We start from the raw sequence: 13,067 nt of genomic DNA on the forward strand, positions 1-13,067 counted from the left end.
GTCTGCAGCGGCGCAGTGGGGAGCCGTGGTCGGCCGCTAGCCCGCGGCGGTCTCGCGAGATGTTTCACCGGTGCTCTCCCAGCGGACGGACCCACCTCCCTCCAGCAGGAGGGTCCGGTCGGCGCAGAACCGGGCGACGGCCGCGTCGTGCGTGATGACGAGGAGCGCCAGCCCACGCTCTCGCCGAAGCGAATCCAGCAACTCCAGTACGGCTCGCTGAATGGTCGGATCGAGTGAACTCGTCGCCTCGTCGCAGAGCAGAATCCCGGGCTCGTGGGCAAGTGCTCGGGCGATAGCGACACGTTGTGCCTGGCCGCCAGACAACGTCCGGGGTAGCGCACCGGCGGTCTCGGGAGCCAGGTTGACAGCATGAAGCAACCGCTCGACCTCGCAGGTGACCTGTTCGCGGGACAGCCCCGGCCGCGAGCGCCTCACCGCGCGGCGCAACTGACGGTCCACCGAGATCGCGGGATTCAGGCTGCCAGCCGGGTCCTGACTGATCAGCTGGATTCGACGACGCTGGGCAGGAGTGCGCGCCGACATCGGCCAGGGCACCGGAGCGCCGTCGACGTCGAGTGTTCCGCCATCTGGGAGGTGAGTACCGATGAGGGTCCGCACCAACGTGGTCTTGCCGATTCCCGAAGGCCCGAGGAGGGCGATGCTCGCTCCTTTCGGTAGCTCGAGACTGAGATCCGTGACCACCGCCTGGCCTGACGGTGCCTGGACGGTCAGCCGGTCTGCTCGGAGCAGTGGTTCTCCGGCCCGGTCGTGTTGCCGAGGACGGTTCTCCAGCCGCGCCGCAGCCAGCGCCCGGCGCACTGTCACCGAAGTGGCATCCTCCAACTGGGCGACCGGATGCGATTCGGCGATGCGCCCCTCGTGCATGAACGAAACCACATCTGATACCCGCCGCGCGAAGCCGAGGTCGTGGGTGATCAACAGCACGGTGAGCCGGCGTTGCGCGCGAAGCGCATCCATGGCCCAGGCGACTTGGGCGATCGCGTCGGCGTCGAGCCCGTTGGTCGGTTCATCGAGTACGAGTATCTCGGGTTGGGAGGCCAGTGCCCGGGCGAAGGCGGCTCGACGCCGCTGACCGCCGGAGAGCTGGCCAGGGCGGCGCCGAAGTAGGTCCGGGACGTCGTCCAAGCCGAGTGATGCGACCAACGTGAGCAACGTCTCGTCACTGGTGTGGTTCGGGGCCACCTCGCGCAGCAACTCGCCGATCGTCACGTGTGGTGTCAGCGCCAGGGCGGGATCTTGGCCGAGCCAGGCGAGCCGTTCGCGGCGGAATCGTCGTAGCGCAGAGCCGCGGAGTCCGAGTGGCTCCGCTCCGGCGACACGGATGGTGCCTGCCGTGACCCGCAGCCCGCGACGGATCAGGCCGAACAGGGCAAGGGCGGCTGTCGTCTTACCTGACCCCGACTCTCCGACGAGAGCATGTGTCTCACCGTCGCGTACGCTGAGGCTCGCGTCGTCCAATATCCGGGTTCCGGACTCTGTTTCAATCGTGAGGCCCGTCAACTCGATCACGACATCACCCGTCGCATCACACGGTCGGCCAAGAGGTTGGCTGGGATCGTGACGGCTGCTATGGCCAGCGCGGGCGCGAGGCTCGCCCAAGGGTTGAGCCTGATGCCTTCGAGCCCTGCTTGCACCATGGTCGCCCAGTCACCGTCCCCGCCCAACGGGGAGAAACCGAGGAATCCCGCTGCGGCCACGAGGTACAGCGCGCTGATGAGCCGAGTTCCGGCGTCAGCCAGCAGGGGAGGGGCGAGATTCGGCAGCACCTCGCGACGGAAGACGGTGTACCACGAATCGCCTGCCGCGCGGGCAGCAAGGACGTAGTCGCTGCCGAGAACGGGCGTTGCGATCGACCGCGTGAAACGTGCGACGAAAGGAACGCTCGCCACGGTCATGATCAGCACCATCGTCCACACGCCGGACCCGAGCCCGAAGACCAGCACCATCATGGTCAGCATCGACGGGATCACGAGCAGCAGATCGGTCAGCAGGCCGAGGAGTCGTGCGACCAGGTTGTGTGCCGTCAGCGTCAGCCCGAGCACGATACCGATGAGCATTGCTGCGGCCGTCGCGATCACCGCAACGAGCAACAGACCTGCACCTCCGTGGGCCAGCCGCAGCCAGACGTCACGACCGAGACCGTCAGTGCCGAGCGGGCCGTGTTGGGCTGGCGACAAGTAACCGGTTGCCACAGTGGCATCGGCTCCGTCGGCGAACAACGGGCCCACGAGTGCGAGCCCGAGGACGGCCAGGAGCAGGGTGAGCCAGACGCGGTCGGTGCGCCTCACGAGGTCTTCCCCCGGGACAGGTCGGCCAACCGGTAGGCGAGCACCGTGAGCGCGATGACGACGCCGGCGCAAGCCATGAGCAGATCCGGTTCTCGATTGCTGACGGCTTGCACCATGAGGCTGCCGAGGCCCGGGTAGGCGAAAGCTCGTTCGATGACCACGGTGCCTCCGACGAGATAAGGCACGATCATGGCGCTCGCTTGGGCTGCTGGGGCGATGGCACCGGGAAGAAGGTGACGCAGAAGCACGCGTGCCGGGGAGAGCCCGGCGAGTCGCGCTGCCTCCACGTGGAGACTGACGGATTGACGAGCGATCACCGGTCGCACGAGCCGCATCAACGTCCCGCTGCCCACGATCACGATGCTCAGCGTCGGTAGTACGAGGATCTCGGGATGGGCGAGCACCCCTCCGTCGGCGGGGACCAGGGAGACAGCCGGGAGCCATCCGAGTACGGACGCGAAGACGACGATCAGCAGAGTGGCCACGACGAACTCCGGAGTGCAGATCGCTGCGAGTGCTGACGAGCTTAGAACCCGGTCGAGGACGGAGCCCGACCTCGACCCCGCCAGGATGGCCCCGCCCCAGCCGAGCACCATGATGCCGATGGACGCCAGGGCGGCGAGCAGCGCCGTGCGACCCAGCGCTGAGGTCAATATCGGGGCGACCTGAGTGTTGGTCAGCAGCGTCGTCCCTAAGTCGCCGGATGCCAGGCCCCGGAGCCAGTTCGCCAGCCGTTCCAGCACGGGACGATCCAGACCGTATTGTGCCCGGAGTTGCGTGAGAGCCTCCGGCGTTGCGTACTGCCCGAGCCGCGCGCTCGCTGCGTCGCCCGGCAGCGCGTCGAGCAGAAGGAACACGACGACCAAGGCCGCGAGCGTCCACGCAGCCCAGACGAGCAGCCACCAGATGATGGCTGCCGTCCGGGCTGCGGCTGAGCGGAGAGACCTCACTGCTGGTAGGCGGCCTGGGAGAACAGCGGGACGCTCATGGTCATTTGTACATCGGTGAGTGTCTCCTTGTGGGCCGCGAGTACCGGCTGGAAACCCCAGACGGCATCGGTACCGGACTCCCAGACCAGTTGTTCGGCCTGATGGAGCAGGTCGGTGCGTTGTGCCTCGTCGGTCTGCGCTTGTGCCTCGGCGATCAGGTTCGTCAACTCGGGGTCCTGGCTGCCGAAGTAGTTGCCGGGGGCGCCGTCGGTGAGGAACATCGTCGCGTGTGCGGCGAACGGCCGGTTGATCGCATAGAACGAGAAGATGTCATTGGCCGCGACAACGCTCAGGTCATTGAACAGGGTTGTCGGGTCGGCCTCGTTGACGGTGACCTCGACCCCGGCTTCCTCCAGTTGTTGGGCCATGAGCTTGGCCGCGTCGGTGATGCCCGGAGTCATCTCCGAGGCGAGCACACTCAGACTTGTGACACCTTTGGCGGCGAAGATCTCCTTGGCCTTCGTGACGTCGCGCTCGCGCTGCGTCAGCGAATCGTCGTAGCCGAGCATGCCCTTGCCAACCACGTCGTTGCCGACGACGCCCTTGCCGCGGAACACCACATCGACGAGCGCCTGCCGGTCGATCGCGAGCCGGAACGCTTCGCGGACTTCCGGATCGTCGAAGGGGGCCTTTGCCTGGTTCATCATGAACTCGAATGCGCTGGACTCGGATGCTCCTGGGTCTTGCACCGTGATCCCGGAGCCTTCCTGGATGGTTTCGATGCCCGTGGGAGTAACGCCCACGGCGTAGTCGATCTGGCCGCTGGTCAGGGCGGACATGCGCGCTGTGGCATCAGCTATCGGCAGGAATTCCAGGCGGTCCAGCGTGGCCTTCTCACCCCAGTAGTCGTCATTGCGCACGAGGACGGCGCCGGTTCCGGGCGTGTACGACTCGAGCTTGAACGGTCCTGACCCGATGGGGTGATCGAAGTCGGTCGTTCCCGCGGGGAAAACAACGCTGATCTGCGCCAACACGGACTCGACGAAGTCGGCGCGCGGCTGCAGTAACGGCAACGTGACTGTGAGCTCGCCGTCGCTGGTCGCGTTGGCGAAGTCAATGTCGCTGAACATAGCGCCGTAGTTGGGCGCGGTGCCGAGGTAGCTCAGTGAGGCGAGCACGTCGTCGGCGGTGAGTGCGGTGCCGTCGTGAAAGGTCACACCGTCGTGAATGGTGATCGTCCATTGCGTGGCGTCGGCGTTCGAGGTGATGGACTCGGCGAGTTTCAGCTGCGGTGAGCCGTCGATCACAAGTACCAGCGAGTCGTAGACATTGAGAGCGACCCCGTAGACCAGGAAGGACGAGGCCTGGGTGACGTCAAGGCTGTCGGTGGTGCCGCCGAGGATGCCGACCCTGACCGTCCCGCCGGTGGCGACCGTACCTGAATCGGCGGCGCTGGATACGGTCGGGGCTTCGGAGGATGAACCGCAGGCGGTGACGGCAAGGGCTATGCCTGCGGCGATGAGGCCTCGCGCAACCCTACGAAAGGCTGATGCCATGGAAAGTCCTATCGGAATATAGTAACTATGTACACTTAGGTTAGGATAACCATACATACGAGAAGAAGTGAAATCTGCGCAGGCACCATGGATGAGATGACCACGCCTCGTCGCCGTCGTGCCCGCGATCCCCTGACGGCGCAGAAAATCGTGACCGTCGCTCTCGACATTGTCGAAGGGGAGGGTTTGCCCGCGCTGACCATGCGCCGAGTGGCCGACGATCTGGGCGTGGCGCCGATGTCGCTGTACCGCCACGTGGGTGATCGCAGAGGGCTTCTGGTGGCGATGCTCGACGTGGTGGCACTGGCAATGCCGCCGGTGCCGCATTCTGAACCCCGCGAGGAGGTCGTCCAGATTCTGAGCAGGCTTCATGAGACGTTCAGGGCACATTCGTGGGTGGTGTCCGTCCTGTCGGGGGATGGCCTGGCGAGTTCGCACGTCATGCCCCTCATGGACCAGCTCTTCGATTGTTTCGATCGGGCCGGCCTCGACCCCTTGGCGGCCATTCGCGCCTGGCAGGTGCTGTTCTACTACCTGGCTGGAGAATCGATCTTCGCCCATGTCGGGGCTGTCGCGCAGTCGCGCGAGGTGTTCCGCTCCGTGGATCCGGCGGAGCTTCCCGCGATTGGCCGGTTGCACGACTTCGCGGGTAGGCGCGAGGAACAGGCCGACTTCGCTCATAACCTGGCCTGCCTCGTCGACTTGCTGCTGCCTGGTTCCTGAGTCGTTCGGCCCTGGTGCGTCGCCGGTTCGTGCAGCGAACGTTAATTAGGTATGCCTTGCCTTTGTGTACATTGTTACGCAATGGGGCTTGACGGCTCCGCGAGCGCACGAGGAGAGCCATGACCGCAGGCACCGTAGTCGATGAGGCAAACCGTACTTGTCTTCCGGAGGAGATGCGCTTCGAGGAACTGAGCCCGCCGCAGGCTCTCATGCGACTGATCGCGCCGGTGAGAGGCCGCCTCATCCTCGCCGGGGTGCTCGGGGTGCTCGGGGCTGCTCTCCGCGTCACCTCGCTTGTGCTCAGCGGCCTGCTTGTCTCCGCCTTGTTGCAAGAACCCGACGCTGCCACCGCTGTCCGGTGGCTCGCCGGCATCGTCTGCTCGATGATCGGTTCGGCGGTATCAGCCCAAGCAGGCATGGTGGTTGCACACCAAGCAGCTTTCGACCACGAATCCATGATGCGGCGAGCGATCTCGGAGCGCCTCGGCAAGATGCCGCTCGGCCGCGTCCAGGCCCTCGGGGCGGGTGGAATGAAGAAGATCGTCCAGGGAGACGTCCGAGCGATGCACTCCGCCGTTGCCGATTCGCCTTCCCAACTCGGATCAGCGTTGGGCGGCATGGTCTCCGCGCTCGTTGCGCTCGGGATGATCGAGTGGAGGTTGCTGTTGGTCGTGCTCGCGATCGTCCCGATCGTCGCGGTCGTGGCCAAGATCGCCATGAAGGACTACGGCGCGGAACGCAGAGCTTACGACGAGGCGCTTGAGGCGATCGACGCTACAAGCGTCGAGTACGTGCAGGGGATGCAGGAGGTGCGAGCCTTCGACGGCGGGTCCGAGTCGTTCGGACGCTACGCTGAGCGCGTCACAAGGTTCACGGACCGATACCGGGCGTGGAGTGAGCGCAGCAAGGCGGGGGCGTTGGCAACCCGGCTTCTCATCGCGCCGCTGCCGGTGACCGTGATGGTTGCTGTCGGAGGGTTCGCGATGTCGATCGCGGGCTGGATCGACCCGGTGTCCGTCGTCGTCGCGCTTCTGGTCGCGTCGCTCCCCGTCGATTCCTTCACGCCGATCATGTTCCTGACCGAGTCCAACAACAAAGCCATGGCTGCAGCACTGCGGATCTGTCAGGTGCTGGACGAGCCGATCCTGCCGGAGGCTGCACATCCGCAAGCTCCGCAGCATGGTGGGGTCCGCCTCGACGACGTCACGTTCTCGTACGACGCGCAGCGCGCGCCCGCGTTGCGGCATGTCACCATCGACATCCCCGACGGCACCGTGTGCGCCCTCGTCGGGCCGTCCGGTTCCGGGAAATCCACCATCGCCAAACTCGTGCCGCGCTTCTTCGATGTCGACTCGGGGGCAGTGAGCATCGGCGGCGTGGATGTTCGCGAGATCGATCCCGCCGAGTTGCTCCGCCGTGTCGCACTGGTCTTCCAGGAGCCGTTCCTGCTGCACGCGAGCATCCGCGAGAACATCACGATCGGCGCGCGGGACGCAACCGAGGAGCAGGTCGTCCGGGCGTGCCGGGCGGCGCGCATCCATGACGAGATCGTTGCGCTACCCAATGGGTACGACAGCGTCGTCAGAGAGCGGGGCTCCAGCCTGTCAGGAGGGCAGCGGCAGCGCGTGACGATCGCTCGCGCTCTGCTGTCGGATTCCCGAGTGGTCATCCTCGACGAGGCAACGGCCTTCGCAGATCCGGAGAACGAAGCGGCCATCCAGGACGCCATCGCCGAACTCACCAAAGGACGCACGGTCATCATCGTGGCGCACAGGTTGAGCACTATCGTCGGCGCCGACCAGATCGTCGTGATCGACGGTGGACGGGTAGTCGAGAAGGGGACGCACGACAAGCTCGTCTCCGCGGGTGGTCGCTACGCCCGGCTTTGGGAACGCCACACGCGCGCTCAGGGATGGGGCATGAGATCCGGATCTCGTACCGAGACCACCGCGCACACCCAGGAGGTCGGCGCATGAGGCGCATCATGACGATGATGGACGAGGCCGCCGGCTCCTATCGGAGGCAGTGGCACCGCAGCGTCCGGATCACAGTGGTGGGTGCTCTGCTGAACGGGATTGCACTGATCCTGCTACTCCCGTTGGTCCAAGCGCTTCTGCGAGGCGATACCGATACCGGCTGGTGGTTGCTGGCCGGCTTGGTGGTCGTACTGATCGCGGAGGCCTTCGCCCGGCTCGGTGAGCTGAGCTTCGCCTACAACCTTCACCCGGATGTGATGAAGGAACTACGGATGCGGCTCGGCCAGCATCTGCGGGGCATCCCCGCAGAGGAACTTGCGCGTCATCGATCCGGGGGATTGGCGACGGTGCTCAATCAGGATGTGACGACCGGCCTGTTGTCCGTCAGCGACGTCGCGTCCCTGTTCCTGCGGCTGATCGTGATTCCGATCGGATTCGTGGTTGCCCTGATCGTCATCGACTGGCGGCTGCTGGTGGGTGCTCTCGTCGGTGCGGCGATCGCAGCCGTGGCGCTCGCCAGGCAGAACTCCGTCATGCTGAGATCACAACGCGAACTCGGCAAAGCCGATGCTGAGACCGCGGATCGGATCGTCGAGTACGTGCAGGGCTTGCCGGTACTCAAAGCCGCAGGCCAGGTGGGCGACCGCTCCGAGCGTCTGGTTGCTGCGATGCAGAGCCAGGGCAAGGCCCTACGAGCTTCGATCGACGAGATGACGTATTCATTGACTGGGGCTGCGGTCGGAGCCAACCTCGCCGTTGCAGGGGTGGTTGCGGTAGCTGCGGCGCTCGCGCTCGGCGCACAGATGAGTCCGATCACCGTGGCGGCCGTCGTGGTGGCGGCTGCCGGGCTGGCGGAACCGTTGGCCCGGGCCGCGTCGTTGTCGGCGGTCTTCGAGGCGTCCGAGGCAGCCATGGAGCGTGTCAACGGAGTACTCGCGATCGAACCGCTGCCTGAACCATCCGAACCCCGGACGCTCACCGGCCATGACATTCGGTTCGATCACGTGACATTCGCCTATCGCGGTGCGCAGGCCCCCGCTGTGCGTGACATCAGCATCACGATGAGAAGCGGGACGCTCACCGCGTTCGTCGGTCCATCGGGCAGTGGGAAGACGACCATGACGAAGCTCATCACGCGTTTCGCGGACCCACAGGAGGGATCGGTGAGCATCGGGGGGACGAACATCCGCGACGTCACCGAGCGTGAGCTGATGAGCCATATCGCCGTCGTCTTCCAGGACGTCTACCTGTTCAACACGACGATCTACGACAACGTCGCGATGGCGAGACCGGGAGCGTCCAGAGAGGACGTGCTCGCGGCGCTGCAGGCGGCCAACTGCGGCGAACTGCTCGCACGGCTGCCACAGGGCGCCGACACCCCGGTGGGAGAGATCGGAGGCCAACTCTCGGGAGGCGAGCGACAGCGCGTGGCCATCGCACGCGCGCTGTTGAAGGACGCACCGATCGTCCTGCTGGACGAACCGACGTCTGCTCTCGACACCGAGTCGGAGGTGATGGTGCAGGAGGCGATCGACGCGTTGGTGGCCGACCGGACGGTCGTGGTCATCGCGCACAGACTGTCCACGGTTGCCGCCGCGGACCAGATCGTTGTGCTGGAGGACGGTGCGGTTGCAGAGATCGGCGATCATGAATCACTGCTGCGGGCCGAAGGCCGTTACGCCTCGATGTGGGCGGCCCAGACTCGGGCACGTGGTTGGACGGTCGTCGCATGAGTGCGGGGGCATCGCAACTGCGAGCGGTCAGCCTCGTGGTGCTGCTGGTCTACATGGGCCAGATGGCGCTCAACCCTGTCATTGCGCCGCTCGCCCGTGAGGTGGGGCTGGCTGAGTGGCAGATCGGACTCACGATCAGCGTGGCGGCGGTCACCGTGGTCGTGCTGAGCCAGTTCTGGGGTCGCTTCGCGCAGACCCACGGTGCACGCCGTGTGCTGATCCGGGCGGTGGGGCTCACCGCCGTGGCGATGATCGCCTTCTTCCTTACCGCTTGGGCGGGGACGCGCGGTCTGCTCGGCGGCACGATCCTGTTCGTCCTGTTCGTTGTGCTGCGCGGCATCATGTTCGGCGCCGGAATCTCGGCGGTCCCACCTACGGCACAGACCTATGTGGCGAGCGTCACGACTTCCGAGCCCGAACGGGTCAAGGGCATGGCCGGCATCGGTGCGGCCCAGGGGATGGCCATGATCCTCGGAGCTGTGGTGGGTGGGGCGCTCGCAGGCCTCGGGTTGCTCGTTTCGATAGGTGCGGTGCCGATCCTGCTTCTGGCCGCGATCATGGTGGCAGCGAGCCTCAAACCTGAGGCTGCCCCGGTCGGTCTCGCCCGACCGGCGAGAATCAGCCCGTTCGATCCGAGGGCGTGGCCCTTCCTGGTCGCCGGTTTCGGAATGTTCACCTCGCTCGGATTCATTCAGGTGATATCGGGTTTCCTCGTCCAGGACCGTTTCCATCTCAGTTCCGAGAGCACCGGGCTGGCGGCGGGCGGGGCACTGCTGGCGGCCGGCATCGGGCAGGTGCTCGCGCAGGTTGTCATCGTCCCTAGGAGCGGCTGGTCGCCACTGACCTTGCTGCGGAGCGGGGGAGTGATCACGCTGGCCGGCTTCGTTGCGCTTCTGCCGGACGCCGGGATGGGCGTGTTCGTGGGTGCACTGTTCCTGATCGGGCTCGGTCTTGGTATCGCGACACCCGGCTACACCGCAGGTCCGTCGTTGCTCATGCGACCGGAGGAGCAGGGCGGGCTGGCCGGCGTCATCGGGATGACCAACGGACTGACGTTCGTGTTGTCGCCCAGCCTCAGCACCCTGGCGTACGGTGTCGCACCGGTGCTGCCCATCCTCATTTCGGCCGGACTCATGGGGATCGTTGTGGCCTTCGTCCTGCTTCATCCGGGGGTGCGGCAACGACCGGTGGCAGAAGTGACGGGTCCGGAAGCGCTCAGCGGCGAAGCGTCGTAGGCAAGGGGACGAGGCTCAAACCGGGACCACGAAGTGGCGCCATGCATCAGAACTTCGTGATGATGACGGTGGGGTCCCTGCGTAGCACGTTCGGCAACTTTTCCCCGAAGGCGAATACGCTGGTCAGGCGCCTGAACCGTGGGGTTTACCGGGTCTGCAACCGGCCCCGGAACACCGCTCCGCGAGACCATCGGGGCCCTGTTGTGAGGACTGTTGGGATCGCTCAAACTTTTCTCACCCCCTCCGAGGTGGACCAGATGGTCGCCGATTATGAGGCTGGATCTGGCGTCCAGGAGCTCGCTTCCAAGTACGGTATCCACCGCGCCACGGTCTTCTCGCACCTCCAGCGGCGGGAGGTTCCTCGGCGGCGTCCTGGGCTCAACGAGCAGGAACAAGCCGAGGCGGTGCGCCTGTCACGGGAGGGCATGTCGATGCGAGCCATCGGACGCCAGATGGGGGTGGACCGCAAAGCCGTACGAGCGGCGCTGGTTGAGGCGGGCATCGTCCTGGACGAAGCGGCATGTCCTGCCTGAAGCTCTCACAATGGTGGATCGAGCGTTCCGAGCCAACCGAAGAGTGACCAGCTGAAGTCTCCACCGCAAGCAGAGTTGACGGTCTCGTGCACAAAACTAAAGTAGCGTGGTAGAGTTCTTCTCAACGACGAAGGAGGGCGCAGTGACTCAGCAGCTCGACGGCAACGACTGGCGCGACGACTTTCAACCAGCAGAACTCGCGGCGCTGCGTGAACGCATCCCGGTCGCGATCCAGCGAAGCCAGGACCGCTCAGCCCGCGCACACGAAGCGTACGACGATCCCGACGGCGACCAAGACGTCTATGGCGCTGGCATGGCTCGGGGTGTTCAGAAAGAACTCCGGTCGCTCTTGTCCGACCTCCCCTCTTACCGGGAGTCGAGGGCACCCTCTACGAGACGGATGCTCACTTTCGTTGGAAACGCCCTTATCTTCCCGCATCGCGTGGGGAAACAGATGCCGCGCAACTTCCGGCGCGTTCGACTCAGCTACCTGCCTGACTCGCGCCGTGAGCTCCTGTCGAAGACGAGCAATGTCAAATACTCAGACCCCGGGCTTTTCGACATCGATGACGTTCTCGAAACAGATCAGCCTGCATCGCTTGAGGACGCACTCATCCACGTCGAGTTGGCTGTGCCTCGCACGACTCTCTTCGTCCCCTACTACAGCAGTACGCCACAGGGCGTGGGAACGATCTACTTCGCACCTGCGCGACTGAACGGTCGATACCTGGAGTTTGCCGACCCCGAGCGACTTGCCTACGAGCACAGTCCATCTTCGGTTGATGCTCCGCGCACCATGCTGAAGCCTGTGGCTGGGTTCAACAGTGGAGACCGCCCACGGACCTCGGTGAAGCTGCGCCAGCGGCCGTCCGAACAGGAAGGCAGCTGATCATGTCGACGGCACACGAAGGCAAAGGTGACCTTGCCGGAGTCGCCAGGATGTTTGACCCAGCCCGGTTGGCTCAGGCTCGCCGGATCAACAAGATGTCCAAGGCTGACCTCCATCGCAGGGTCGGCGTGTCTGCTGCCGCGATCGGTCAGTACGAGCGCGGAGAAGTGCGTCCCCGCGCAGAGACTGTCGCTGCTTTGGCTACAGCGCTTGGTGTCCCCCCGGGCTTCTTCGCACTTGGGCGTCCACGCGTCCAAGTGGATATCGCCGAAGCATCGTTCCGGCGCCTCCGTTCGACCACGGTTACGCAACAGCAGCAAGCGACTGCGTATGTTGAACAGGCCTGGGAACTCAGCTGCTACCTCGAAGAAAGCGTGGAGTTCCCGGAACTCGACCTTCCTGCCTGGGCGCACGCCGACTCACTAGATGTGCCGGACCCCGTGACCGCAGCGCGAGCGATCCGCCAACACTGGCTGCTCGGAACTGGACCGATAGAACACCTCGTGTACCAGCTCGAACAGCACGGCATCTTGACGGTATTTTTCTCCATGAAGGAGGACGTCGCGCTCGACGAGAAGAGTCGCATCGACGCTTTCTCGACCATCGCGCTGCCGCGTCCCATGATCGTGCTGACCCCAGACAAGGCCAATGATGTGATGCGGCATCGGTTCTCCGCGGCGCATGAGTTGGGACACATCGTCCTCCACCACGGTCGGCAGGGCACAGACAGCCAACTGGAGCGGCAAGCGGACATGTTCGCTGCGGAGTTCCTCACTCCAAGAGAGGTGATCCGTGATCAGCTGCCTCGGCGGATCAACTTCAACCGGTACGAGGAACTGAGCCAGTTGTGGGGAGTCTCCATCAACTCACTGATCTTCAGGTCGCGAGAACTTGACCTCATCTCAGAATCCACTGCCAGGCGCGCGTACATCACGCTGAATGGGATTTCACGGAGGGCCATGCCTGTCCATGACTATCCCGGCGAGCGACCCGAACTTCTCAAAACCGCACTTGAACTGCTCGACGGAGCAGGTGTCTCACTTGCTCAGGTCGCAGAGGACCTCCAGATGACACCACGGCATATACGACGGCTAGCTGACATCGACGATCCCCAGCCCAAGCTGACGCTGGTGAAAGACCATCCAGACAACTGGAAGTAGTGGGACGCAATCCCATCGAGAAAG

At 64.8% G+C, this 13,067-nt stretch carries 11 protein-coding genes; 7 read left to right on the plus strand and 4 right to left on the minus strand.

Annotated elements, in window-relative coordinates; all coding sequences use genetic code 11:
- Positions 1-36: 36 nt before the first annotated feature.
- From FB473_RS03460 to FB473_RS03475, 4 genes are read right to left on the minus strand one after another with little or no spacing between them, the layout of a single operon-like run.
- The gene (locus tag FB473_RS03460) at positions 37-1,530 is read right to left on the minus strand and encodes an ATP-binding cassette domain-containing protein (protein ID WP_167164855.1); all 1,494 of its coding nucleotides are present in this window, start codon (positions 1,528-1,530) and stop codon (positions 37-39) included.
- Complete coding sequence (locus FB473_RS03465; protein ID WP_167164857.1) at positions 1,527-2,309, minus strand: ABC transporter permease subunit; 783 nt, start codon at positions 2,307-2,309, stop codon at positions 1,527-1,529. The genes FB473_RS03460 and FB473_RS03465 overlap by 4 nt, the downstream gene beginning before the upstream one ends.
- Positions 2,306-3,259: an ABC transporter permease subunit gene (locus tag FB473_RS03470; RefSeq protein ID WP_167164859.1), complete on the minus strand. Its 954-nt coding sequence runs from the start codon at positions 3,257-3,259 to the stop codon at positions 2,306-2,308. Before FB473_RS03470 ends, FB473_RS03465 begins: the two co-directional genes overlap by 4 nt.
- A complete protein-coding gene (locus FB473_RS03475; protein WP_341770016.1) occupies positions 3,256-5,049 on the minus strand; it encodes an ABC transporter substrate-binding protein in 1,794 nt (597 codons plus the stop codon). Before FB473_RS03475 ends, FB473_RS03470 begins: the two co-directional genes overlap by 4 nt.
- Here FB473_RS03475 and FB473_RS03480 point away from each other — a divergent pair.
- From FB473_RS03480 to FB473_RS03510, 7 genes are all read left to right on the plus strand, one after another.
- A complete protein-coding gene (locus tag FB473_RS03480) occupies positions 4,996-5,517 on the plus strand; it encodes a TetR/AcrR family transcriptional regulator (RefSeq protein WP_376837299.1) in 522 nt (173 codons plus the stop codon). The two genes, FB473_RS03475 and FB473_RS03480, sit on opposite strands and share 54 nt — an antisense overlap.
- A 119-nt stretch (positions 5,518-5,636) precedes the next feature.
- Positions 5,637-7,493, plus strand: a complete 1,857-nt coding sequence (locus FB473_RS03485; protein ID WP_208390416.1) for an ABC transporter ATP-binding protein — start codon at positions 5,637-5,639, stop codon at positions 7,491-7,493.
- The gene (locus tag FB473_RS03490; RefSeq protein WP_167164865.1) at positions 7,490-9,226 is read left to right on the plus strand and encodes an ABC transporter ATP-binding protein; all 1,737 of its coding nucleotides are present in this window, start codon (positions 7,490-7,492) and stop codon (positions 9,224-9,226) included. The genes FB473_RS03485 and FB473_RS03490 overlap by 4 nt, the downstream gene beginning before the upstream one ends.
- The gene (locus FB473_RS03495; protein WP_167164867.1) at positions 9,223-10,461 is read left to right on the plus strand and encodes an MFS transporter; all 1,239 of its coding nucleotides are present in this window, start codon (positions 9,223-9,225) and stop codon (positions 10,459-10,461) included. The genes FB473_RS03490 and FB473_RS03495 overlap by 4 nt, the downstream gene beginning before the upstream one ends.
- Positions 10,462-10,718: 257 nt before the next feature.
- Positions 10,719-10,994 (plus strand): hypothetical protein, encoded by a 276-nt coding sequence (locus tag FB473_RS03500; RefSeq protein ID WP_208390417.1) that lies wholly within the window; start codon positions 10,719-10,721, stop codon positions 10,992-10,994.
- A gap of 142 nt (positions 10,995-11,136) precedes the next feature.
- Positions 11,137-11,883 (plus strand): hypothetical protein, encoded by a 747-nt coding sequence (locus FB473_RS03505; protein ID WP_167164870.1) that lies wholly within the window; start codon positions 11,137-11,139, stop codon positions 11,881-11,883.
- A 2-nt stretch (positions 11,884-11,885) separates the two neighbouring features.
- Positions 11,886-13,043 (plus strand): ImmA/IrrE family metallo-endopeptidase, encoded by a 1,158-nt coding sequence (locus tag FB473_RS03510; RefSeq protein WP_167164872.1) that lies wholly within the window; start codon positions 11,886-11,888, stop codon positions 13,041-13,043.
- Positions 13,044-13,067: the final 24 nt, after the last annotated feature.

The sequence above is a fragment of the Brooklawnia cerclae genome (assembly GCF_011758645.1).
Taxonomy (GTDB): domain Bacteria; phylum Actinomycetota; class Actinomycetes; order Propionibacteriales; family Propionibacteriaceae; genus Brooklawnia; species Brooklawnia cerclae.

Bases quoted from the DNA above. Each gene is read 5' to 3' on its own strand.
- FB473_RS03485 (WP_208390416.1), top strand. From the start codon at position 5,637: ATGACCGCAGGCACCGTAGTCGATGAGGCAAACCGTACTTGTCTTCCG.
- FB473_RS03480 (WP_376837299.1), top strand. From the start codon at position 4,996: ATGCGCCGAGTGGCCGACGATCTGGGCGTGGCGCCGATGTCGCTGTAC.
- FB473_RS03495 (WP_167164867.1), top strand. From the start codon at position 9,223: ATGAGTGCGGGGGCATCGCAACTGCGAGCGGTCAGCCTCGTGGTGCTG.
- FB473_RS03500 (WP_208390417.1), top strand. From the start codon at position 10,719: ATGGTCGCCGATTATGAGGCTGGATCTGGCGTCCAGGAGCTCGCTTCC.
- FB473_RS03490 (WP_167164865.1), top strand. From the start codon at position 7,490: ATGAGGCGCATCATGACGATGATGGACGAGGCCGCCGGCTCCTATCGG.
- FB473_RS03510 (WP_167164872.1), top strand. From the start codon at position 11,886: ATGTCGACGGCACACGAAGGCAAAGGTGACCTTGCCGGAGTCGCCAGG.